The following is a 21,507-nucleotide window of genomic DNA, read 5'->3' as shown; positions in this document are numbered from 1 at the left end:
CCGGTTGGGGTCTGCGGCGCCGTGTGCTATCGACCGTGGACGACGCTGCCGCTATCTGCGAGCGCCGACGCGTGAAGGACTCGTGACCGCAGCCATCAACATCAACGCCTATAGCGACGCGCTCGTGGTTCTCGGCACCGCCGGCGTGGTCGTGCCGATCGTGCGCCACTGGGGCATCAACCCTGTGCTCGGCTATCTCGGCGCCGGCGCCATTCTCGGTCCGCTCGGGCTCGGCTCGCTCGTTCGAGAAATCCCGTTCCTGTATTGGTTTACGGTCACGGACGCGCACAACGTCGAGGGCATCGCCAATCTCGGCATCGTGTTCCTGCTATTTCTGATCGGGCTCGAACTGTCTTTCAGGCGGCTCGTCACGATGCGGCGCCTGGTGTTCGGACTCGGCGGCCTGCAGGTGCTGGCGACGTCGGCCATGATATTCGGCGCGGCGCTTTTCGCCGGGCAGAGTTCCGATACGGCCGTCATCCTTGGTGCGAGCCTTGCGTTGTCCTCGACAGCCATCGTGCTCGAGCTTCTGTCCGCCGAGCGGCGACTTGCGACCACCGCCGGGCGCGCCAGCTTCTCGGTCCTGCTGGCCCAGGATCTGGCAGTGGTTCCCATTCTGGTCTTCATCTCGGTGCTCGGCGCAGACAGCGGCGGCTCCGTCCTGACGCACATCTCCAGTGCGGTCTTGAAGGCCGCGCTGGCCGTGGCTTTCCTCATTCTGATCGGCCGGCTGCTGATGCGTCCGCTGTTCCAGATGGTCGCGGGCACCCATTCGACGGAATTGTTTGTCGCGGCGACCTTGTTCGTCATCGTCGGTGCAGGTCTTGCGGCTCACCAGGCGGGCCTGTCGATGGCGCTCGGAGCATTCGTTGCAGGACTGATGCTCGCGGAAACGGAGTATGGCAAGGCCATCGAGGCCACGGTCGAGCCATTCAAGGGCCTGCTGCTCGGCATCTTCTTCTTCACCGTCGGCATGGCCATCGACTTCCGCGTGTTCATGCGCGAGCCCGTTTGGCTGTTGGCTGCCGTCATCGGCGTTCTTGCGGGCAAGGCGATCGTACTCATTATCCTCGGCCGGCTCTTCAAGCTCTCGTGGGCGGCGGCGATCGAAATCGGCCTCTTGCTGGGCCCTGTCGGCGAGTTCGCCTTTGTCAGCATCGGAATGGCGGCGGCGCTCGGCCTGATCGAGCCTCGCGTATCGGGCTTCGTCGTCGCCGTCACCGCCGTGACGATGGCGCTGACGCCATTGTTGGGTGCGCTCGGACGACGATTGTCCGCGAGACTCGCCGAGGAGCGAATCCTGGATCCCGAACTGGCGGTTCGGCCGCCCGGCAACCGAACACAGGCCATCGTGATTGGCTACGGTCGGGTCGGAAAGGTCGTCTGTTCGCTGCTCACCACCCATGACGTGGACTACATCGCAATCGATCACGAGCCGATCGCGGTGGCGCGCGACCGGCGCGACGGTCACAAGGTCTATTTCGGTGACGCGACCGAGCTGGGCTTCCTCGAAGCGTGCGGCCTGATGCAGACCACCGGCGTGATCATTACCATTCAGTCGCGAACGGCGATCGATGCCGTGGTCGAGCGGATCCGTGCAGCGCGGCCGGACGTGCTGATCGTCTCACGTGCGCGGGACGCGGATCATGCCCGCCATCTCTATGAAATCGGCGCAACCGACGCGGTGCCGGAGACGATCGAGGCGAGCCTGCAGCTTTCAGAAGCCGCGCTGGTCGGCCTCGGAGTCGCGGTCGGGCACGCGATCGCCGCGGTGCACGAAAAGCGGGACGAGTTTCGGCGGACGCTGCAGCAAGCCGCCCGCACGGCAAACCAAGAGAAATCCCGTCCATCAGCTATCCCGGGGCGCCCGTCCCGCCGGCAGTAATCTGGAAAAACCCGCCCGGCGGCTTACATCTGGTGGCATGTCAACAACTCCGCTCCAGAATTTCGTCGGCCGCCACGAGCGTCTGTTCGTGCTGACCGGTGCCGGCTGCAGCACCAATTCAGGCATTCCCGATTACCGCGACAGCCACGGCAACTGGAAGCGGACCCAGCCGGTCAACTTCCAGGCCTTCATGTCGGACGAGCATACGCGGCGGCGCTATTGGGCCCGAAGCCTGATCGGCTGGCGGCGGTTCGGACAGGCGAAGCCGAACGATGCGCATCATGCGCTGGCCCGGCTCGAGGCGAACGGCCGGTGCGAGATGCTGCTGACTCAGAACGTCGATCGGCTGCATCAGTCGGCCGGCCACCGGCAGGTCATCGATCTCCATGGCCGGCTCGATCTGGTCCGCTGCATGGGCTGCGGCGGCAAGACACCGCGCGAGAAGTTTCAGCACGCTCTTGGCCGCGCCAATGCGGCATGGCTGACGCTCGATGCCGCGGATGCACCTGACGGCGACGCCGATCTGGAGCACGAGGACTTCTCGTCCTTCGAAGTGCCGCCATGCGAAGCCTGCGGCGGCATCCTCAAGCCCGACGTCGTGTTCTTCGGTGAGAACGTCCCGCGCGACATCGTCGCCACCGCGCAGGATCATCTGGCGCAAGCCGACGCCATGCTGGTCGTCGGCTCCTCGCTGATGGTCTATTCCGGCTTCCGCTTCGTGCAGGCGGCTGCGCGGCGCGACATTCCGATCGCGGCGGTCAATCTCGGGCGCACCCGTGCCGACGATCTGCTGACGCTGAAGGTCGAGGAGCGCTGCGAGACGGCGCTTGCATTCCTGCTCTGATCAGGGTGGCGGCGGACACGCCTTGCCTATTGCATAGGTGCCAAGCAGAATAGCGGGGCGCGGCATTCATCTCGTCGTCCATGGCATGGAAATTGCTGCGCTTTTGTCCCCAGTCTTGACGACCAGCACGGAGAATTTGGAATGCTTGAGGGAGCCGAGGTGCGGCTTGCCGTTGATATCGGTGGCACGTTCACCGACATCGTGCTGGACGTGGGGCAAGATCGCAAAACCCGCAAGCTGCTGACAACTCCGCAGCGCCCCGAGCAGGCCGTGCTGGACGGCATGCGCCTCATTCTCGCCGATGCGCGTGCGCATATCAGCGACATCGACGTCTTCATTCACGGCACGACGCTCGCGACCAACGCCATCATCGAGCGTCGCGGCGCAAAGACCGCGCTGATCGCGACCGAGGGCTTCCGCGACGTGCTCGATATCGGCACCGAGAGCCGTTACGACCAATATGACCTCAGCATCGACAAGCCGAAGCCGCTGGCGCCGCGCTCCCTGCGCTTCACCGTGCCCGAGCGCATCGACGCTCATGGTGCCGTTCGTCTCCCGCTGGACGAAGCTTCGGTGCGCGCACTCGCGCCAAAATTGCGCGAATTGAAGGTCGAGAGCGTCGCGATCGCTTTCCTGCACTCCTATGCCAATCCGGAGCACGAGCGTCGCGCGGCCGCTATCCTGGGCGAGGAGATGCCCGGCATCTCCGTGACGGTGTCCTCAGCCGTTTGTCCCGAGATTCGCGAGTATGAGCGCACATCGACTGCGGTCGCCAATGCCTATGTGCAACCCCTGATCGACGGCTATCTCGCTCGCATGGCCGAGGCCTTGCAAGTCGAGCAATTCCGCGGCGCCATCTATCTCGTGACATCCGGTGGCGGTGTCACCTCGATCGAGACGGCGCGTCGCTTTCCCGTGCGTCTCGTCGAATCCGGCCCTGCCGGCGGCGCGATCTTCGCGGCCCAGATCGCGGCGCGCCTCGGCGAGAGCAAGGTGCTCTCCTTCGACATGGGCGGCACCACCGCGAAGATCTGTCTGATCGAAAAGTACCAGCCCGAGACCTCGCGCGTGTTCGAGGTCGATCGTGCCGCGCGCTTCCTCAAGGGCTCCGGCCTGCCGGTGCGCATTCCCGTCATCGAGATGGTCGAGATCGGCGCCGGCGGCGGTTCGATCGCGCATGTCGATGCGATGAAGCGCGTCACCGTCGGTCCCGAGAGCGCCTCCTCGGAGCCGGGGCCCGCCTGCTACGGCCGCGGCGGTCAGCGTCCGGCCGTGACCGATGCGGACGTTGCGCTCGGCATGATCGATCCCGACGCCTTTGCGGCCGGCACGATCAAGCTCGACCCGGAGCTGTCGAAACAGGCGCTGCTGCGTGACGTCGGCGAGCCGCTTGGCCTCTCCGCGGAAACCGCCGCCTATGCGGTGCACGAAGTCGTCTGCGAGAACATGGCAAGCGCGGCGCGCGTGCATGCGGTCGAGCGCGGTGCCGTGGTGGGCCAGCACACGCTGATCGCGTTCGGCGGCGCCGCGCCGCTGCATGCGGCCCGCGTCGCCGAGAAGATCGGCGTCTCCCGCGTGATCGTGCCGTCGAATGCCGGCGTCGGTTCGGCCGTCGGCTTCCTGGCCGCGCCCATCGCCTATGAGCTGGTGCGCAGCCGCCACGTCCGGCTCGACGACTTCGACACCGAGGCGGTCTCCGATCTCCTGCAGGAGATGGCGACGGAAGCGCGCGCGCTGGTGGAGCCGGGTGCAGCCGGCGCGCCGGTTCGCGAGCGCCGCGCCGCCTTCATGCGCTATGTCGGCCAGGGACACGAGATTCCGGTCGAGCTGCCGAACCGGCGGCTGACGGCGGCCGATCTCGCCGGCCTGCGCCAGAAGTTCGAGGCTGATTATTCCGCGATGTTCGAGCGGCCGATCCCGGGCGCCGCGATCGAGGTGTTGAGCTGGTCGGTGCTCGCGACCACGGATGCGCGCAATCCGCCCGCGGTCGCAGCCGTCGCGCGCAAGCCCGCCGGCAAGGCGGTCGGCAGCCGCAGATTCTTCGATGGCCGGGCAGGCGAGGTGATCGAGATTCCGCTGTATCGCCGCGAGGACATGGCGCCGGGTGCGACGATCGCGGGCCCGGCCGTGATCGCGGAGGACGAAACCTCGACCTTCGTCTCCAACAGTTTTGACGCGCATATCGACGGTGCGGGCAGCATCGTCATGGAACGAAAGGCGGCTTGATCATGAGCAAGGCAAGCGGCGCGAGCCTGATCGACCTTCAGATCATGTGGCACCGGCTGATCGCCGTGGTCGAGGAGCAGGCGCAGGTGCTGCTCCGCACGGCGTTCAGCCCGATCGTGCGCGAATGCGGTGACCTCTCCGCCGGCGTGTTTGATCTCAAGGGCCGCATGCTGGCGCAGGCGGTGACCGGCACGCCCGGTCACGTCAACTCGATGGCGGAATCGGTCAAGCACTTCATTGCCCATTTTCCGATCGAGACGATGAAGGAAGGCGACGCCTACATCACCAACGATCCCTGGATGGGCACCGGCCATCTCAACGACTTCGTCGTCACCACGCCCTGCTTCAAGGACGGCAAGCCGGTCGCGTTGTTCTCCTGCACCAGCCATCTCATGGACATCGGCGGCATCGGCTTCGGACCCGATGCCACCGACGTGTTCATGGAAGGGCTCTACATCCCCATGCTGAAGCTGATCGACCAGGGCGTCGTCAACGAGACGCTGATGGCGATGATCCGCACCAATACGCGGCTGCCGATCGACACCGAGGGCGACACCTATTCGCTCGCCGGCTGCAACGACGTCGGCTGCGAGCGCCTGGTCGAGATGATGACTGAGTTCGGCATCGACACGCTGGACGAGCTCGGCGACTACATCTGCGACCGCTCGCGCGAGGCCGTGCTCGCCGAGATCGCAAAGCTGCCGAAGGGCAGCTGGCGCAACACGATGGTGGTCGACGGCTATGACGCGCCGGTGACGCTGGCCGCGACCCTGACGATTTCGGACCAAGGCATTCACGTCGATTTCGACGGCACCTCGGCTGCCTCGAAATTCGGCATCAACGTGCCCTTGTCCTACACCACCGCCTATACCGTGTTCGGCCTCGGCTGCGTCGTCGCCTCACAGATCCCCAACAATGCAGGCTCGCTCTCGCCGCTGACAGTATCGGCGCCCGCGGGAGCGATCCTCAATGCGCCGAAGCCTGCGCCGGTGGCCTCGCGCCACATCATCGGCCAGATGCTGCCGGATGTCGTGTTCGGTTGCCTGCGTCAGATCATTCCCGAGCGCGTGCCTGCAGAGGGCACCTCGTGCCTGTGGAATCTGAATGTGCGTGGGCAAACCCGCTCCGGCGTCGGCGGCAATTACGGGTTCTCCATGGCGGTGACGTCCAATGGCGGCACAGGCGCGCGCTTCGGCAAGGACGGCCTGTCGGCGACCGCTTACCCAAGCGGTGTGCGCGGCACGCCGGTCGAGATCGCAGAGACGCAGACGCCTCTGATCTTCTGGCGCAAGGAGCTGCGCCCGGATTCCGGCGGAGCAGGGCGCACCCGTGGCGGCCTCGGTCAGATCATCGAGGTCGGCAGCGGCGTCGATGCGCCGTTCGACATTCTCGCTGCGTTCGACCGCATCGATCATCCGCCGCGCGGCCGCGATGGCGGCCGGGACGGCGAGGCCGGCTATGTCGGCCTCAAGTCCGGAAAGAAGCTGCGAGGGAAGGGCTTTCAGCAGGTGCCGCCAGAAGACCGGTTGGTGGTGCTGACACCGGGCGGCGCGGGCATCGGCGATCCCGCCAAGCGCCAGCGCGCGGCGGTCAATGACGACGTCGAAAGCGGACTCGTGTCCGTCGACAAGGCGGTCGCAGTTTATGGGTACTCGCGGTGACGCCTCAGGCGTCGTGCGCGGAGCAAACGGAGGATTGCAAATGATCACGCGAAGGAATTTCACCGCGGGCGCAGCGACGCTGCTTGCCGCAGGCCACATCTCCACCCGTGCGCGGGCGGCGACGGTGAGCTGGGACATGTCGACGGTATGGCCCGACGGCAATTTCCACACCCAGAACGCGATGGCCTTCGCCGAGGAGGTCAAGAAGCAAAGCGGCGGCTCGGTTGCCATTACCGTGAAAGCGGGCGGTCAGCTCGGTTTCAAGGGCCCCGAGCACTTGCGCGCCGTGCGCGACGGCCTGGTGCCGCTCGCCGACGTCCTCAACATCCAGCAGGTCGGCGACGAGCCCTTCATGGGCGTCGAGAGCATCCCCTTCCTCTGCGGCTCGGTAGACGAGCTCAAGGTGCTGCACAAATATGTGCGGCCCGAATACGAGAAGATCGCCGCGCGCAACAACCAGAAGATCCTCTACATCGTGCCGTGGCCGACGCAGTATCTGCATCTGAAGGCGAAGGTCGCCGACGTCGACGGCCTGAAGAACATCAAGATCCGCGTGCCCGACAAGAACGCGGTCGACATGCTGAACGCGATCGGCATGGCGGCCGTGATGATTCCCTGGGGCGAGACGATTCCCGCGCTCGCCTCCGGCGCGGTGGCCGGCGTCTCCACCTCGTCGGTGTCGGGCGTCGACGGCAAGTTCTGGGAATTCCTGAAATACGTCTACCCGACCAACCACGTCTGGTCGTCGCAGATGCTCACCGTCAACCTCGATTCCTGGAAGGCGCTGAGCGCCGATCAGCAACAGCTCGTCTCCGGCATTGCCGCCAAGATGGAGCCGGGCTTCTGGGCGAACTCGCTCAAGGCCGATGTCGACAGCCTCAACCGCCTCAAGGAAGGCGGCATGGAGGTGGTGCCGGTCTCGCAAGCCATGATGACGGAGATCCGGGCCAAGACCGCGCCGCAACTCGACGCCTTCCTCAAGCGCGTGCCGGCCGCCGACAAGCCGGTGCGGGCCTATCTCGCCGAAATGAAGCGGTGAGGACGAGGCTGTGACGAGCGTCGTCCCTGCGGCACCGCAGAGTCTCAATGCAGCGGCGCCTGCGCCGCTGCGCATCGTCCTCGACGGCATTGACCGCCTCGGCCGGCTCGACGGCTGGATCGGCGGCGGCTGTCTCTTGATGCTGACGCTGCTGATGCTCTGCGAGGTGGCAACCCGCTTCCTCTCGAACTTCCTGCCGTTCTTCCCGCCCAGCATCTCGATCGCCTGGGAATATTCGTCCTATCTGATGGCGGCGTCCTTCACCTTCGGCGCCGCCATGACGCTACGTGTCGGCGGCCATATCCGCGTCGTGTTGCTCCTGAAAAACGCGCCGGCGCCCGTGCAGCGCGCGCTCGAAATCCTCTCGGCCGCGGCCGGCTTCGCCTTCATGGCGTTCCTGACCTCGGCCATGGCGAAGTTCGCGTGGAGCGCGTTCGTGCGCGGCCAGGTCTCGACCTCGAGCGACACGCCGCTGTGGTTTCCGGAAGCGGTCGTCACTTTCGGCATGCTGCTGCTGACGCTCCAGTTCCTGGCGCGCGCAATCCAGGCCGCGCTCGGCTTGCCGCTGGAGGATCATCGCATGAAGGCCTCGCCCGTCGAATGACCGCTTTGCTCGCTCCCGGATTCAAGTTCGCATGACCATCGAAGTCGTCGCCCTGTTCGCGATCCTGTTCGCACTTCTGGCGTGCGGCGTCTGGATCGGCCTGACGCTGGCGCTCACCGCGACGCTTCTGCTCGCGATGTTTCGCTCGATCCCGCTCGACAAGCTGCTGCCTCAATACGCCTGGAACATCCTGACCACGCAGGAGCTCCTGGCGCTGCCGCTGTTCATCCTGATGGGCGAGCTGCTGTTTCGCACCCGCCTGTCGCGATCGCTGTTCCAGGGACTTGCGCCCTGGGCCGGGCTGCTGCCCGGCCGACTGCTGCATGTCAACGTGATCGGCTGCACCATCTTCGCGGCGATCTCGGGCTCGTCGGCTGCGACCACGCAGGTGATCGGCCGCATGTCGCTCAACGAGCTATTGCGCCGCGGCTATTCCCGCGACATCGCGATCGGCTCGCTCGCCGGCGCCGGCACGCTCGGGTTCCTGATCCCGCCGTCCAACATCATGATCATCTATGGCGTGCTCGGCGACGTCTCGATCCTGAAACTGTTCACGGCCGGCGTGCTGCCGGGATTTCTGCTGGCCGCCACCTTCATGGCCTGGGTGATGCTGCACACCAGCCTCGATCGCAGCATGGTGCCGGAAGCGGAAGCCAGGCTCTCGCAGGTGCCATGGAGCGAACGCTTCGCCGCGCTGAAGGACCTCGCGCCGGCACTGTTTCTGATCGCCTGCGTGCTCGGCTCGATGTATGGCGGGCTCGCGACGCCGTCGGAGGCCGCCGCCGTCGGCGTCCTCGGCGCCGCGCTCGTGGCCTGGGCGCAAGGCGCGATGTCGCAGCAGGTGGTGCGCGACGTGCTGATCGGCTCGGTCGTCACCTGCTCGATGATCGCGCTGATCGTGCTCGGCGCATCGATCCTCGGCAATGCCGCGGCCTTCCTCGGCATACCGCAGGCGGTGGCGGCCTTCGTCAAGGGGCTCGGCCTGTCGCCCTTCATGCTGATCGTGGTGCTGATCGTCTTCTATCTCGTCCTCGGTTGCTTCCTCGACGGCTTCTCGATGATCGTGATGACGCTCCCGATCGTGCTGCCGATCGTGAAGGGCGCCGGCTTCGACGAAGTCTGGTTCGGCATCTTTCTCGTGCTCGCCGTCGAGATGGCGCAGATCACGCCGCCGGTCGGCTTCAACCTGTTCGTGATCCAGGGCCTGACCGACGACGGCCTCGGCTACATCGCCCGCGTGACGATGCCGTATCTGATCATCATGATCGGCTTCGTGCTGCTGCTGACGCTGTGGCCCGGAATCGTCACGATCTTGCCGCGCGTTCTATACGGGTAGCTCTGTGCCGCCCCGGCTGCACAGCCGGGACGGCGTCTCGATCCGCGAAGCTTACGCAGCGGCCTTCTTCCGCGCCTGCTCGGCCTTGTACAGCTCGAACTCTTCCGCGATCGCCCTGGCGATCGAGGGCCGCTGGCGCAGGCGCTCGTAATAGGCTTTCAGGTTCGGCCATTTCGCCAGCTCGATCGGCGGTGTCGCCATGGTCCAGTTGATGACCGTGACGAGATAGGCGTCGGCGACGCTGAAATGGTCGAGCAGGAATTCACGTCCCTCGAGATGATTGTCGAGAAGGTCGAGCCGCGACAGGTTCTTCTCCAGCGCGTAGGCCTTCGCATCCTGGGGCGCCTTGCGATCGAGCAGGGGAACGAACAAGCTCTTGTGCAGCTCGGTGCCGATGAAGCAGAGCCATTGATGCAGCCGCGTGCGCTCGATGCCGGCGGCGGCGCCGAGGCCGGATTGCGGGAAGCGGTCCGCGACATATTGCAGGATGGCGGCGTTCTCGGTCAGCACCACGCCCTCGTCGGTGCGCAGCGTCGGCACGAGACCAATCGGATTCACCGTGCGGAAGTCGGAGCCGTCGTTCAGCACCGTCTTGGTCGGCGGATCGACTTCGAGATAATTGGCCTCCGCGCCGGCTTCGTAAAGTGCGACGCGTGTCGCCATCGAGCAGGCGAGCGGCGAGAAATAGAGATCCATCTGTAGCCTCCTTGGGCAATACCTCTTTGCGTGTTGCTCAACCTGGCCAGATTGATTTTTGTACCATCTTGCATAATATGAGCGCGGTCAAGGATTATTTTGCGAAATGGTACAAAAACAAAAGCCGCCCGCTGTTGCCAATCAGCCCAAGCGCCGCGGCCGTCCACGCGCCTACGAGCCCGATATCGCGCTCGGAAAGGCGCTCGATCTGTTCCGCAAGCAAGGCTTCGCCGCGACCTCGCTCGACGATCTCAGCGCAGCAACCGGCATGAACCGACCGAGCCTGTACGGCGCCTTCGGCGACAAGCGTGAGCTCTACATCAAGAGCTACCAGCGTTATCGCGACCAGGCTGGCGCGGCGATGGCGGCGATCTTCCGCGAGGAGATGCCGCTGCGGCAGCGGCTGGAGCGCATCTACGCTGCCGCGCTGGACATCTACCTCTCTGGCGACACGGGACCGCGCGGTTGCTTCACGGTCGTGACCGCGGCGTCCGAGGCCGTTGGCGATCCCGAGATCCGCGCCATGGTGCTGGACGGCCTCGCCGGACTCGACAAGGCTTTTGCGAGTTGCTTCCGCCGCGCCAAAGAGAAGGGTGAGTTGCAGGAGAGCGCCGATCCGGTCGCGCTGGCGCAGATCGCCTCCGCCACCGTCCACACCATTGCCATCCGCTCGCGCGCCCGCGTCCCGCGCAAGGACCTCGAGGCGATCGTGAAGGGTGCGATTGACGTGATGCTGGGGTTCAAGGGGTAGCTGGGTTCTGCCGGCGAGCCCGGCGCTCGTCGCCCTCGAGCGCTTTCCAGGGCAGAGCCCTAGCCGCCAGAAAACGCTTTGGCGACAACTGGGTCCCTAGTACCCCCTTGCCCGATCCACCACGTTCTCCAGAGAGCTTCCAGCCTCGAAGCGCGCGATCTGCTCGGCTACATAGGCCGAGATCGCGTCCGCGTCAGTGTCGGCCGCGTTGTGCGGCGTCAACACCACCTTGGGATGGGTCCAGAAGCGGCTGTCCGCCGGCTGCGGCTCCTGCACGAAGACGTCGAGCGAGGCGGCGCCCAGCGTGCCGTCGTCGAGGCAGGCCAAGAGATCGGCTTCGTTCTGTAGCCCCCCGCGGCCGGCATTGATCAGCACCGGCGCGCCGAGCGGGCTCTTGCGGTTGAGCTTTGTGAAGATGTCGCGGTTGAGGATGCCATGCGTATCCGACGTCAGCGGCAGCAGGCAGACCAGGATGTCGGTCGCGCGCAGGAAAGCGTTGATCTGGCCGGCGCCGTGGAAGCATTCGACGCCATCGATCGTCCGCGGGCTGCGGCTCCAACCGGCGACGCGGAAGCCGAGCCGCCGCAGCACATGGGCTGCATCGGCGCCCAGCGTGCCCAATCCCATGATTCCGACCGTGATCGCGCTCGCCGGCCACTGATACTTTGGCTCCCAGCGTTTCTCGCGCTGCGATTGCCTGAGGTAAAGCTCCTGACGGTGATGCATCAGCACGTGCAGCACGACATATTCGGTCATGCGATTGGTGAGATCGGGCACGGCGACGCGCACCAGCGGTACGTCGGGCAGGCTTTTGTCCGCCATCAGCGCATCGACGCCGGCGCCGAGATTGAAGATCGCGCGCAGATTGGGGAACGCACCGAGATCGCCCGGCACCGGCTTCCACACCGCCGCATAGTGCACCTCCGCCGGATCGAGCCCGGCATCCGGCAGCAGCACCACGCGACGCTCGCCGCAGACCGCTTCGAAACGGGCCTTCCAGCGCGCCGGCAGCCAGTTCTGCTGGGTGCTGTTGATCAGGACGGCCAGTGTACCTTTGGTCATTCGAAGTGCCTCGTCGGTTCCGCTTGAGAGGGCCCTCCTTGGCACGATCTGCCGGATTTTTCTTGCAAATTTTTTCCGCAGCCCTGTCGGCGCGGGGCATATTGGCGCGTCTTTAGAGCAGACGAGGAAATGTCGCCCATGCTTTACGCCATTCTTTGCTATCACGATGAAGACTTCGTCGGGTCCTGGACCAAGGACCAGGACGAGGCCGTGATGAAGAAGCTGGCCGTGGTGCAGGAGAAGCTCATCCAGCAGGGCCGGCTTGGCCCGGTGGCGCGGCTGTTGCCGACCACGGCGGCGGCGACCTTGCGCAAGGAAGACCCGCCTCTGGTGCTCGATGGCCCCTATGCCGAGACCAAGGAGCAATTGCTCGGCTTCTACATCGTCGACTGCAAGAATCTCGACGACGCGCTCGATGTCGCGCGCGAACTCGGCTCCGCCAATCCCGGCGGCGCCTACGAGGTGCGTCCCGTGGGCGTATTCCGGCCCGGAGGAGATCTCAGGTGAGCGAGACCGACACCGCCTGGATCGAGACCGCGCTGACCTCGGCGCGACCCCAGGCGGTAGGCGCGTTGCTGCGCTATTTCCGCGATCTCGACACCGCAGAGGAGGCCTTTCAGAACGCCTGCCTGCGCGCGCTCAAGTCCTGGCCGCAGAACGGGCCGCCGCGCGACCCCGCAGCCTGGCTGATCATGGTCGGTCGCAACGTCGCGATCGACGAGGTGCGCCGGGCCCGCAAGCAGCAGCCGCTGCCGGAGGACGATCAGGCGATCTCCGATCTCGACGACGCCGAAGGTGCGCTCGCCGAGCGGCTCGACGGCTCGCATTATCGCGACGACATCCTGCGGCTGATGTTCATCTGCTGCCATCCCCAACTGCCGGCGACGCAGCAGATCGCGCTGGCGTTGCGCATCGTCTCGGGCCTCACGGTGAAGCAGATCGCACGCGCCTTCCTCGTCTCGGAAGCCGCAATGGAACAGCGCATCACGCGCGCCAAGGCGAAGGTCGCCGACGCGGGCGTACCCTTCGAAGCGCCCGGCGCGGTCGAGCGTTCCGAGCGGCTCGCCGGCGTCGCGGCGATGATCTACCTGATCTTCAACGAGGGCTATTCGGCGAGCGGCGACACCGCCGAGATCAGGAAGCCGCTCTGCGAAGAGGCGATCCGGCTGGCGCGGCTGCTGCTGCGGCTGTTTCAGGGCGAGCCGGAGATCATGGGCCTGACGGCGCTGATCCTGTTGCAACACGCGCGCAGCGCCGCGCGCTTTGCCGAGGACGGCACGCTGATCCTACTGGACGATCAGGATCGTTCCTTGTGGAACGGCACCATGATCGCGGAAGGTCTCGCGCTGATCGACAAGGCGATGCGCCACCGCCGCAGCGGTCCCTATCAGATCCAGGCTGCGATCGCCGCGCTGCATGCGCGCGCAGCGACGCCGGAGGAGACCGACTGGACGCAGATCGACCTGCTCTACGGCGCGCTCGAAGTGGTGCAGCCATCGCCGGTGGTGACGCTCAATCGCGCCGTCGCCGTCTCCAAGGTGCGCGGGCCGCAGGCTGCGCTCGATCTGATCGAGCCGCTGGCGCCGAAGCTTGCCAACTATTTCCATTTCTACGGCGTGCGCGGCGCGTTCCTGATGCAACTCGGCCGCAACGACCAGGCCCGCGTCGCCTTCGACCGTGCCATCGCGCTCGCCAATACGTCGGCCGAAGCCGCTCACATCCGCATGCATCTCGATCGCCTGATCCGGGACAGCCAGCCGAAGCAGGAAAGCGCCAAGGCGAAATAGGGCAAGGGGCCTCCACGTCGTCGTGCGCGGGCTTGGTCAGAGGCATCAACCACGCCGTCATTCCGGGGCGGTCCGCAGGACCGAACTACGGTGCGCAATTGCACACCTGAGAATCTCGAGATTCCGGGGTCACCCTTCGGGTGCCTCGGAATGACGGGGAAAAATTCATTTCATCTTGTCGGCCCCGGCTCCCTCCGTTCGTCCTAAAGCATGAACCGGAAAAGTGCGCAGCGGTTTTCCGAAAAGATCATGCTTAAACAACAACCTAAAGCGCGATAACGATTCGTCCTAATCGCATCGCGCTTTAGGCTCCGTATCCCCGGGAGTCGTTCATGCTGAAAGCCATTTCCGTCATCGCCATCGTGCTTGCCGTCGGCATAGCCGCAGTCCTGGTTTTCGCATTGACGAAACCGGACACGTTCCGGGTCGAGCGTAGCCTCGCCGTGAAGGCGCCGGCGGATGCGATCTATCCGCTGGTCGCCGATTTCCATCGCTGGACCTCCTGGTCGCCCTATGAAGGGCGCGATCCCGCCATGAAACGGGCGTTCGGCGGAAGCGCGGCAGGAAAGGGTGCGACCTACGCCTGGGACGGCAACAACAATGTCGGCGCCGGCCAGATGGAGATCCTGGAGGCGAATGGGTCCTCCAAGCTCCGCATCAAGCTGGATTTCGAGCGGCCGTTCGAAGGCCACAACACCGCCGAGTTCACCTTTGTGCCGCAAGGCGATGCCACACTCGTCACTTGGACAATGTACGGTCCGGCCCCGTTCCTGTCCAAGGTCATGCAGGTGTTCATCAACATGGACAGCATGATCGGCAAGGATTTCGAGGCAGGTCTCGCCGGCCTGAAGAAGCTCACCGAGAAGCAATAAGCCTCACTGCAAACGAAGAGGAGAGAAACGATGCTCAATCCCTATCTGTTCTACCAGGACTCTTGCGAAGCTGCGTTCAACTATTACGCCAAGGTTCTCGGCGGCAAGATCGATGCGATGATGCGCGCCTCGGACGCCCCGCCGGAGGTGCCCGCCACGCCCGGACGCGAAAAGATGATCATGCATGCACGGATGTCGCTGCCCGACGGCAGCGTGCTGATGGCTTCCGACTCCCCGCCCGAGCACTTTCAGAAGGCGCAGGGCTTCTCGATCTCGCTTACGGTCAAGGACCCCGCTGACGGCGAGCGCAAATTCAACGCACTCGCCGACGGCGGCACCGTCACCATGCCCTTCAGCAAAACCTTCTGGGCCAAGGGCTTCGGCATGTGCGTCGACAAGTTCGGCATTCCCTGGATGGTGAACTGCCCGGCGGAAGGAATGTGACGGGCGCGACCGCGCGCATGGTCCGCTGAGTTGCGACCTCCTCTCTCTCCAATGCTGCGGGAGAGAGGGGGGACACGCATCAATTTGCTACGTCATGCGGACAGCGGCCGTTTACCCTCACCGGATTGATCCGGTGACGTCCTCGCCCTGCGGCGGCGAGGACTCCACGCAGCGAGGGCAGATCACGAGCCTGCTGCCGAGCTGCCTGTCGTTCTCCGCCTGTATCTCGTCATGAACCGCCCACCACGCTTCGGAATAGGGACGCAAGGTGCCGAGCACCCGTTCCCGCTCCCGGTTGGGATTGGGGTCGCCTGCCGCGGGCGCCTGATTCGTGACGCGCCGCTTCGTCACATGAGGACGGTTTGGATCCTTGCCGAGACCATCCCACGCGATGGGGCGACGCTCCTGTGCTGGTGCGTCTGCGCATCCGATCAGCACTGCGCAGAATGTGAGCAAGATGAATCGGTTTCGAATCATGCCGGGCCTTTGCTGCCTATGCGCCGCGCAGAGTCCGCACGAGACACGCGCATTGCGACGGTTGAATGGAACTCAAGGCAAAAACAACTAGCCGGCATGGCGAATATGAGTCGTGCTTTCGCATCACTTTGCGAGCGGAGTGAGGCCGCTTCGTGAAACCACTGCATCGCACAACAACTGGCGCAATATTGGGCTGTGATCTGCACGCTCGAATCGCTAATTGTGTTTCATAAAATCTACAAACTGGGATGGGCGACTTGGAAGGGAGCGACCGATGGCGACGGCGCTGCAGATCAATTTCGCACTGTGGGGTATGTTCATCTGTGCCAGCATGAAGCTGGCACCGTTGGTTCAGACTCTCTTTTGAAGAGCGGTCATGACGACGAGGTTCGCGTGTCCGCATGAAGCCAGCGCGCGGGCCGGATGAGCCGGCTTGGCGCTCGTGTGACGCGGTTCACAGAGCCTTCGATCGCATTCTTGGTGCCGGCGAGTTCGTCACCGGCACCGGGGATAGATCGCGGAGAGATCGCGCCCCTTCAACAGCAGCAGCCGTGAGCTCAGCCCGCCGCGGCGGCTGATCCAGTCGCGCACCGGGCCGGGATAGGCGGCAAGCACTGCGACCGATGCTTCCGGTTCGGCATAGAAGCGCCCGTGCCGGTCCACCGACCGCGCGGCGTGGAAGCCGAGCACGGCGCGCTTGGTGACGCAGATGCGCTCGCCCGGCACGATGCTCAGCACCAGCGTGCAGGCGGACAGGCAGGGACCGTCGATCACCACGCGCTCGCCGCTCTCGCGCACCTTTTCGAACAAGTCCAGGAACGGTCCGACCTGCCCTCCTGGAGACTGGATGATGCGGATTTCGGCCGCGGCCGGCGTGACGGCGAGTAGCGCGGACGCGAGCATGAAGGCTTTGAGGAAGGCGATGCGTCGCATGGCACTCTCCGAAATCTCGACGTCGTAGGGCGGGCAAGCCATGCCCCCAAGGGGCACCGCAAATCCGGAGAGGCGGTGGGCAGGCACTCGCGCGCCTTTGCCCACCATACAATTTCCGTACCTATCCGTTCCGTCGCTGGCCGCGCAGCGTCGGCAGGCCGATCCCCGCCGCATCGAAGCCGCCATCCACGGCCAAAATTTGGCCGGTGATGTAGCTCGCGCTTGCCGAGCACAGGAAATAGATCGCCTCCGCGAGTTCCTCCTCCAGGCCGTAGCGGTTGAGCGGAATCGCGTCGTGATAGTCGGCGCGGATCTCCTTGGTGTGAACCTGCTTCGCCATCGCGGTGTCGACCGGTCCCGGCGCGACCGCGTTGACACGGATGTTGAGCGAGGCGAGCTCGACCGCGAGTTGCTTGGTGAGGTGCGCAAGGCCCGCCTTGCTGGTGCCGTAGGCCGAGCGCAGCGTCGAGGCGCGCACGGCCGAGATCGAGGTGATGTTGACGATGGCGCCGCCATGGCCGTCGCGCATCAGGGGCACCGCGGCCTTTGTGCAGAGGAAAGGGCCGGTGAGGTTGACGTCGAGCACGCGGCGCCAGTCGGCCTCGGACGTCTCCATGAGCGGCGCGAACACCGCGATGCCCGCATTGTTGACGAGCGCATTTAGCCGGCCGAACCGTTGCTCGATCGTCGTCATCGCCGCAGCGACCGCGGCGGCGTCCGAGACGTCGCAGGTCAGTGCCAGCGTCGCCTCGCTCCGGCTGAGCAGTTCGCCCTCGATGTCGAGCAGCGCCACGCGCCAGCCCTCGGAAAGGAACTTCTTCGCGGTCGCAAGCCCGATGCCGCGCGCGGCTCCGGTGACGAGGGCGACTTTGAGCGGGGCTTGCGGCATTTGCTGATCTGTCCTGTGTCGGGAAGGGGCGCGCGGGCGCCGCTTCCTTTTACGTCGCTTCGATCCCGCCACGGAAGGCCCTCGCAGCGCCAATCGCCTCCTGCCCACGGGTCAGCGGAATAATTTCGGTTCCCATGTCGGCTCCGCGGCGGGACGTTCGTCTTGCAGGGGAACGCCGGTCCCGGCCGGCCGGAGAATGTCACGGAGCTTGTCGATGCGATTCATGATGCTGATGATCCCGCTCGGTTACGAGAGCGCGTCCCCGGACGTGCAGCTCGATCCGGAACGCGTTGCCGCGATGATGCGCTACAATGAAGCGCTCCGGGACGCCGGCGTGCTGATCACGCTCGACGGCCTGCACCCGCCCTCGATGGGCGCACGCGTCTCGTTCGCGACCGGCAAGCCCATCGTCACCGACGGCCCCTTCACTGAAGCCAAGGAAGTCCTGGGCGGCTACTGGATGATCGAGGTCGCCTCGCGCGAGGAGGCCATCGCCTGGGCGAAGAAGTGTCCGGCCGCGCCGAACGAAATCATCGAGATCCGGCAGGTGCAGGAGATGAGCGACTTTCCGCCCGAGGTGCAACAGGCCGCAGCCGGGTTCGACGAACTCAGGAAGTAGTGGGTGGCCGTGAATCGCGGCGACCGCCGATCGAACAACAAGGGAGAGAACCGATGAGCACCGAACACAAATTCCTCGCCGTCTATCTCGGCAGCACGAGCGGCTCGAAAATGACGGCCTGGCGCGCGCTGCCCGAGGCCGAACGGAAGGCGAGGGAACAGGAGGGCATGGCCGCCTGGCATGGCTGGGTCGAGAAGCACCAGGCCGTTATCGTGGAGATGGGTGGCCCGCTCGGCAAGACCCGCAGGATCGACGCGAACGGCATCACCGAGGTCAGCAACGCGCTGACCGGCTTCACGGTGGTGCGCGCCGCCTCGCAGGAGGAGGCCGCCAAGCTGTTCGAGAACCATCCGCATTTTGCGATCTTCCCAGGCGAGGCGATTGAGGTCATGCCCGTGCTGCCGATTCCCCAGATGTAGCGTCGCGAGCTCGCTGCCGGCGGGCTCGACGTTGACGGGTCTGCCGGTCGTGACGGTGCAAGGACGGGGTTAATCCTGGCTCATCGCCGCTAGTGACCTTCGCGCCCCGCTCATGTAAAGGTCGTTCACATGAGCTGGCGCAAGGAACAGGGCCGCGCCGAGCGCGGCTATCACCACGGCAATCTGAAGGAGGCCCTGTTGCAGGCCGCCCTCGGCCTGATCGCCGAGAAGGGCGCGGCCGGCTTCACCTTCGCCGATGCCGCGCGCATGGCCGGGGTCAGCGCGGCGGCGCCCTATCGGCATTTCCGCGACCGCGAGGAATTGTTGTCCTCGATCGCCCAGCGCGGCTTCGAGCAGTTCGAGGCGCGCCTGGCCGCGGCCTGGGACGACGGACGCCCGGACACGGTCACCGCGTTCGAGCGCGTCGGCAAGGCCTATCTCGCCTTCGCCCGCGAGGAGCCCGCCTTCTACAACGCGATGTTCGAATCGGGCGTGCCCGTCGACGCCAATCCCGCACTCCAGGCCGCCAGCGAACGGGCCTTCAACATCATTCGCGCCGCCGCCGAGCGCCTCGCGGCGCTGACGCCCCCCGGCACGCCGCGGCCGCCGGCGATGATGATGGCGCTGCACATCTGGTCGATGTCCCACGGGGTCGCCTCGCTGTTCTCCCGCGGCGATGCCGCGCGTCGCAAATTGCCGATGTCGCCTGACGAACTGTTGGAGGCCGAAGTGTTGATCTATCTGCGCGGCCTGGGCTTCCCAACCGACCGTCGTCCTCCGGCCAAGGGCGCCGAGCCGCCGCCGGTGCCACCGGAGGCGTCCTCCGCTTCGGGCCTCCCGCCGGGTAGTCCCTGGGGCAAGCCGAAATAAGATTGCGCAGATAATCACGCGGGCGTGTCTTCTCGCCAGCTTGACAAAATCGCGGGATCGTCTAGCTATGTAAATGTTATTTACATTCACAACGGCGCTGGTGCCGTGATGGAGAGGGAAATGGCCTACACCGCTGATGTCAATCGATGGCGCGGCCCCGCGGACCAACAGCAGCCGTACGAGCGTCCTCGCATGCTCGATACGCCCTGGCATCCCGGCTGGATCGCAGTAACCATTCTCGGCTTCATCATCTGGTGGCCGATCGGACTTGCCCTTCTCTTTTTCACACTCGGGAGCAGAAGAATGTCGTGCTGGAGCAACCAGGATCGCTGGCAGAACAAGATGGAGCGGATGCAATACAAGATGGACCGCATGCGCGGCCGCATGGAGCGCAGCGGCTTCGGCTTTGGCTTCGGCCCGCCGTCCTCCGGCAACCGCGCCTTCGACGAGTATCGCTCCGAGACGCTGCGCCGGCTCGAGGAGGAGCAGGTCGAGTTCAAGAACTTCCTCGATCGTCTGCGTCACGCCAAGGACAAGGAAGAGTTCGACCAGTTCATGGCGCAGCACAAGACGCGTCCGACCCCGCCGCCGACCGATCAGCAGCAAGGCTGATCTGGAGGCTGCCACCTCTGAAAGCCTTCAGGCGCATGCCCCCAAAGTCCTGATGGCCCCGAGCCGCCCGCTTGCGCAACCCGCAGGCGGGCGGTCTGGTTTTGGGGGAGCGCGGCCGGCAGCTGCAACGTTCGGATCGGCCTGGTCAGCTCGCTTTCGTCAGCCCGAATGTGTCAATTCGCTTTGGCCAGCTGCGCGCGAACCGACATCAAGAAGTGCTCGTAGGCATGATCCACGATCTCGTTGAGCGAGCGCGTGCGCGCGAACATCGCCCTGGCTTCCGCGAGAAACTCGTCGCGGGTCGGAATCTTCGGCAGATGTAGATGCGTCAACGCATCGACGCCGTCATGCGCGCGATTGAGGATGTCGTGCAGCGAGGGCAGCTGCAGCTGGGCGAGGTCGGCCCGGCGCCGCGCCGACGAGATCGCATGCGCCAGTGTCTGCGCATCGAACCGTCCGGCAAGCTCGCGGGCCGCCCGCTTGATGACCCTTGCGCCGAGCGGCTGCTCGTTGCGCAGCACCTGTTCGGGCGGTGCCTTCATGTTCCAGACGACGCCGATCCACGACATGACCTTCAGGATGTAATAGGTCACGTCGATCTCCCACCAGCGAAAGCCCTGTCGCACGCTGCTCTGGTAGGCGTGGTGATTGTTGTGCCAGCCCTCGCCCAGGGTGAACAACGCCAGCAGCCAGTTGTTGCGGGAATCATCGCCGGTGACGTAGCGCTTGCGTCCATGAACATGGGCAAGCGAATTGATGCAGAAGGTCGCGTGATAGAGCAGCACCGTGCTCCAGAGGAAGCCGACGACTAGGCCTGACCAGCCGGCAGCCAGGAAGCAGAGCGCCGCGAGTACAAAGGCCGGCAGCAGTTCCAGCCGATGCAGCCACATCAGCTCCGGATAGGCGGCGAGATCGGCGACCTTCACGAGGTCGGTCGCATCGTGACGCCGGTAAAAAATCCAGCCGAGATGGCTGTAGAGGAAGCCGCGGTGACGCGGCGAATGCACGTCGATCTCGGTATCGGAATGCAGGTGATGGTGCCGATGCTTGGCGGCCCACCACAAGACGCTCTTCTGCGCGCTGCTCTGCGCGAGAAAGGCCAGTATGAACTGAAACACCCGGCTGGTTGCGAACGCCCGATGCGAGAAGTAGCGATGGTAGCCGGCCCCGATCGCAAACATGCGCAAGCAATAGAGTGAGACGCAGATCGCGACGGCCTGCCAAGTGATTCCCGTCCAGATCGCGGCAACGCAGCCGAGATGGACCAGCAGGAACGGTAGGGCGGAGGGATACATGATGTCGTCGTGCTGGTCGTCGGCGGCGGTGTTAGGCGACATGTTTTCAGGCTGACCTTGAATGATGAGGATGCGGCTTCGCTCCGGCGGAGCTAGAGGCGGCCGGGTGTGAAAAACCCCGCTGATGGCGTGCCATCGCGGGGTCGTGAACGATGCTCTGGCGCTACATTGCAGCCGGAGTCGGCC

22 protein-coding genes are annotated in these 21,507 nt (G+C 65.1%); 16 read left to right on the top strand and 6 right to left on the bottom strand.

What is annotated here, in order from left to right:
* Window positions 1–82 precede the first annotated feature (82 nt).
* The 7 genes from AX729_RS17080 to AX729_RS17050 all read left to right on the top strand — a co-directional run bounded on the left by AX729_RS17080 (window position 83) and on the right by AX729_RS17050 (window position 9,595).
* Window positions 83–1,885 carry a cation:proton antiporter domain-containing protein gene (locus AX729_RS17080; protein ID WP_061025037.1) on the top strand — a complete coding sequence of 601 codons (1,803 nt, stop codon included), beginning with the start codon at window positions 83–85 and terminating at the stop codon, window positions 1,883–1,885.
* Window positions 1,886–1,922: 37 nt separating this feature from the next.
* Window positions 1,923–2,729 (top strand): NAD-dependent protein deacetylase, encoded by an 807-nt coding sequence (locus AX729_RS17075; RefSeq protein WP_061025035.1) that lies wholly within the window; start codon window positions 1,923–1,925, stop codon window positions 2,727–2,729.
* 141 nt (window positions 2,730–2,870) lie between these two features.
* Window positions 2,871–4,955: a hydantoinase/oxoprolinase family protein gene (locus AX729_RS17070; RefSeq protein ID WP_061025033.1), complete on the top strand. Its 2,085-nt coding sequence runs from the start codon at window positions 2,871–2,873 to the stop codon at window positions 4,953–4,955.
* 2 nt (window positions 4,956–4,957) lie between these two features.
* A complete protein-coding gene (locus AX729_RS17065) occupies window positions 4,958–6,616 on the top strand; it encodes a hydantoinase B/oxoprolinase family protein (protein WP_061025031.1) in 1,659 nt (552 codons plus the stop codon).
* 40 nt (window positions 6,617–6,656) lie between these two features.
* Window positions 6,657–7,655, top strand: coding sequence for a TRAP transporter substrate-binding protein (locus AX729_RS17060; protein ID WP_061025029.1), 999 nt, complete (start codon window positions 6,657–6,659; stop codon window positions 7,653–7,655).
* A gap of 10 nt (window positions 7,656–7,665) precedes the next feature.
* Entirely contained in the window at window positions 7,666–8,259 is a 594-nt protein-coding gene (locus AX729_RS17055) for a TRAP transporter small permease subunit (RefSeq protein ID WP_061025027.1), read from the top strand.
* Window positions 8,260–8,290: 31 nt separating this feature from the next.
* Window positions 8,291–9,595: a TRAP transporter large permease gene (locus AX729_RS17050; RefSeq protein ID WP_061025025.1), complete on the top strand. Its 1,305-nt coding sequence runs from the start codon at window positions 8,291–8,293 to the stop codon at window positions 9,593–9,595.
* 51 nt (window positions 9,596–9,646) lie between these two features.
* Here AX729_RS17050 and AX729_RS17045 read toward each other — a convergent pair whose 3' ends face one another.
* Complete coding sequence (locus tag AX729_RS17045; RefSeq protein WP_061025024.1) at window positions 9,647–10,291, bottom strand: glutathione binding-like protein; 645 nt, start codon at window positions 10,289–10,291, stop codon at window positions 9,647–9,649.
* 106 nt (window positions 10,292–10,397) lie between these two features.
* On the opposite strand from AX729_RS17045, the gene AX729_RS17040 reads away from it, so the two are divergent.
* Window positions 10,398–11,042, top strand: coding sequence for a TetR/AcrR family transcriptional regulator (locus AX729_RS17040; RefSeq protein WP_061025020.1), 645 nt, complete (start codon window positions 10,398–10,400; stop codon window positions 11,040–11,042).
* Between the two features lie 96 nt (window positions 11,043–11,138).
* On the opposite strand, the gene AX729_RS17035 is transcribed toward AX729_RS17040, so the two are convergent.
* Window positions 11,139–12,104 (bottom strand): 2-hydroxyacid dehydrogenase, encoded by a 966-nt coding sequence (locus AX729_RS17035; RefSeq protein WP_061025019.1) that lies wholly within the window; start codon window positions 12,102–12,104, stop codon window positions 11,139–11,141.
* Window positions 12,105–12,242: 138 nt separating this feature from the next.
* Here AX729_RS17035 and AX729_RS17030 point away from each other — a divergent pair, with 138 nt between their 5' ends.
* The 4 genes from AX729_RS17030 (at window position 12,243) to AX729_RS17015 (ending at window position 15,207) form a co-directional block, all read left to right on the top strand.
* Window positions 12,243–12,611, top strand: coding sequence for a YciI family protein (locus AX729_RS17030; protein WP_061025017.1), 369 nt, complete (start codon window positions 12,243–12,245; stop codon window positions 12,609–12,611).
* A complete protein-coding gene (locus AX729_RS17025; protein WP_061025016.1) occupies window positions 12,608–13,891 on the top strand; it encodes an RNA polymerase sigma factor in 1,284 nt (427 codons plus the stop codon). The genes AX729_RS17030 and AX729_RS17025 overlap by 4 nt, the downstream gene beginning before the upstream one ends.
* 332 nt (window positions 13,892–14,223) lie before the next feature.
* Window positions 14,224–14,763, top strand: coding sequence for an SRPBCC family protein (locus tag AX729_RS17020; RefSeq protein ID WP_061025014.1), 540 nt, complete (start codon window positions 14,224–14,226; stop codon window positions 14,761–14,763).
* Window positions 14,764–14,793: 30 nt separating this feature from the next.
* Window positions 14,794–15,207: a VOC family protein gene (locus tag AX729_RS17015; protein ID WP_061025012.1), complete on the top strand. Its 414-nt coding sequence runs from the start codon at window positions 14,794–14,796 to the stop codon at window positions 15,205–15,207.
* 117 nt (window positions 15,208–15,324) lie between these two features.
* Here the strand turns inward: AX729_RS17015 and AX729_RS17010 are convergent, their stop codons facing one another.
* From AX729_RS17010 to AX729_RS17000, 3 genes are all read right to left on the bottom strand, one after another.
* Window positions 15,325–15,684: a hypothetical protein gene (locus AX729_RS17010; RefSeq protein ID WP_061025010.1), complete on the bottom strand. Its 360-nt coding sequence runs from the start codon at window positions 15,682–15,684 to the stop codon at window positions 15,325–15,327.
* 495 nt (window positions 15,685–16,179) lie between these two features.
* Window positions 16,180–16,617, bottom strand: coding sequence for a hypothetical protein (locus AX729_RS17005; protein WP_061025302.1), 438 nt, complete (start codon window positions 16,615–16,617; stop codon window positions 16,180–16,182).
* 121 nt (window positions 16,618–16,738) lie between these two features.
* Window positions 16,739–17,506: an SDR family NAD(P)-dependent oxidoreductase gene (locus tag AX729_RS17000; RefSeq protein WP_061025008.1), complete on the bottom strand. Its 768-nt coding sequence runs from the start codon at window positions 17,504–17,506 to the stop codon at window positions 16,739–16,741.
* A 214-nt stretch (window positions 17,507–17,720) separates the two neighbouring features.
* Here AX729_RS17000 and AX729_RS16995 point away from each other — a divergent pair, with 214 nt between their 5' ends.
* The 4 genes from AX729_RS16995 to AX729_RS16980 all read left to right on the top strand — a co-directional run bounded on the left by AX729_RS16995 (window position 17,721) and on the right by AX729_RS16980 (window position 20,026).
* Entirely contained in the window at window positions 17,721–18,125 is a 405-nt protein-coding gene (locus tag AX729_RS16995; protein WP_061025005.1) for a YciI family protein, read from the top strand.
* A 53-nt stretch (window positions 18,126–18,178) separates the two neighbouring features.
* Entirely contained in the window at window positions 18,179–18,544 is a 366-nt protein-coding gene (locus AX729_RS16990; protein WP_061025003.1) for a YciI family protein, read from the top strand.
* Between the two features lie 129 nt (window positions 18,545–18,673).
* Window positions 18,674–19,414, top strand: a complete 741-nt coding sequence (locus AX729_RS16985; protein WP_061025000.1) for a TetR/AcrR family transcriptional regulator — start codon at window positions 18,674–18,676, stop codon at window positions 19,412–19,414.
* Between the two features lie 120 nt (window positions 19,415–19,534).
* Complete coding sequence (locus tag AX729_RS16980) at window positions 19,535–20,026, top strand: DUF2852 domain-containing protein (RefSeq protein WP_061024998.1); 492 nt, start codon at window positions 19,535–19,537, stop codon at window positions 20,024–20,026.
* Between the two features lie 173 nt (window positions 20,027–20,199).
* Here the strand turns inward: AX729_RS16980 and AX729_RS16975 are convergent, their stop codons facing one another.
* Window positions 20,200–21,363 (bottom strand): acyl-CoA desaturase, encoded by a 1,164-nt coding sequence (locus AX729_RS16975; protein ID WP_061024996.1) that lies wholly within the window; start codon window positions 21,361–21,363, stop codon window positions 20,200–20,202.
* Window positions 21,364–21,507: the final 144 nt, after the last annotated feature.

Origin of the sequence: Bradyrhizobium sp. CCH5-F6 (genome assembly GCF_001556045.1) — a bacterium.
In the GTDB taxonomy this organism is placed as follows: Bacteria; Pseudomonadota; Alphaproteobacteria; order Rhizobiales; family Xanthobacteraceae; genus Bradyrhizobium.
The sequence above is the reverse complement of the archived record's forward strand: the minus strand, read 5'-3'. Positions and strand labels throughout refer to the sequence as shown.

Bases quoted from the DNA above. Each gene is read 5' to 3' on its own strand.
- AX729_RS16990 (WP_061025003.1), top strand. From the start codon at position 18,179: ATGAGCACCGAACACAAATTCCTCGCCGTCTATCTCGGCAGCACGAGC.
- AX729_RS17005 (WP_061025302.1), bottom strand. From the start codon at position 16,617: ATGCGACGCATCGCCTTCCTCAAAGCCTTCATGCTCGCGTCCGCGCTA.
- AX729_RS16985 (WP_061025000.1), top strand. From the start codon at position 18,674: ATGAGCTGGCGCAAGGAACAGGGCCGCGCCGAGCGCGGCTATCACCAC.
- AX729_RS17035 (WP_061025019.1), bottom strand. From the start codon at position 12,104: ATGACCAAAGGTACACTGGCCGTCCTGATCAACAGCACCCAGCAGAAC.
- AX729_RS17010 (WP_061025010.1), bottom strand. From the start codon at position 15,684: ATGATTCGAAACCGATTCATCTTGCTCACATTCTGCGCAGTGCTGATC.
- AX729_RS17050 (WP_061025025.1), top strand. From the start codon at position 8,291: ATGACCATCGAAGTCGTCGCCCTGTTCGCGATCCTGTTCGCACTTCTG.
- AX729_RS17065 (WP_061025031.1), top strand. From the start codon at position 4,958: ATGAGCAAGGCAAGCGGCGCGAGCCTGATCGACCTTCAGATCATGTGG.
- AX729_RS17060 (WP_061025029.1), top strand. From the start codon at position 6,657: ATGATCACGCGAAGGAATTTCACCGCGGGCGCAGCGACGCTGCTTGCC.
- AX729_RS17040 (WP_061025020.1), top strand. From the start codon at position 10,398: ATGGTACAAAAACAAAAGCCGCCCGCTGTTGCCAATCAGCCCAAGCGC.
- AX729_RS17000 (WP_061025008.1), bottom strand. From the start codon at position 17,506: ATGCCGCAAGCCCCGCTCAAAGTCGCCCTCGTCACCGGAGCCGCGCGC.
- AX729_RS16975 (WP_061024996.1), bottom strand. From the start codon at position 21,363: ATGTCGCCTAACACCGCCGCCGACGACCAGCACGACGACATCATGTAT.
- AX729_RS17045 (WP_061025024.1), bottom strand. From the start codon at position 10,291: ATGGATCTCTATTTCTCGCCGCTCGCCTGCTCGATGGCGACACGCGTC.
- AX729_RS16980 (WP_061024998.1), top strand. From the start codon at position 19,535: ATGGCCTACACCGCTGATGTCAATCGATGGCGCGGCCCCGCGGACCAA.
- AX729_RS17015 (WP_061025012.1), top strand. From the start codon at position 14,794: ATGCTCAATCCCTATCTGTTCTACCAGGACTCTTGCGAAGCTGCGTTC.
- AX729_RS17030 (WP_061025017.1), top strand. From the start codon at position 12,243: ATGCTTTACGCCATTCTTTGCTATCACGATGAAGACTTCGTCGGGTCC.
- AX729_RS16995 (WP_061025005.1), top strand. From the start codon at position 17,721: ATGCGATTCATGATGCTGATGATCCCGCTCGGTTACGAGAGCGCGTCC.
- AX729_RS17075 (WP_061025035.1), top strand. From the start codon at position 1,923: ATGTCAACAACTCCGCTCCAGAATTTCGTCGGCCGCCACGAGCGTCTG.
- AX729_RS17070 (WP_061025033.1), top strand. From the start codon at position 2,871: ATGCTTGAGGGAGCCGAGGTGCGGCTTGCCGTTGATATCGGTGGCACG.
- AX729_RS17020 (WP_061025014.1), top strand. From the start codon at position 14,224: ATGCTGAAAGCCATTTCCGTCATCGCCATCGTGCTTGCCGTCGGCATA.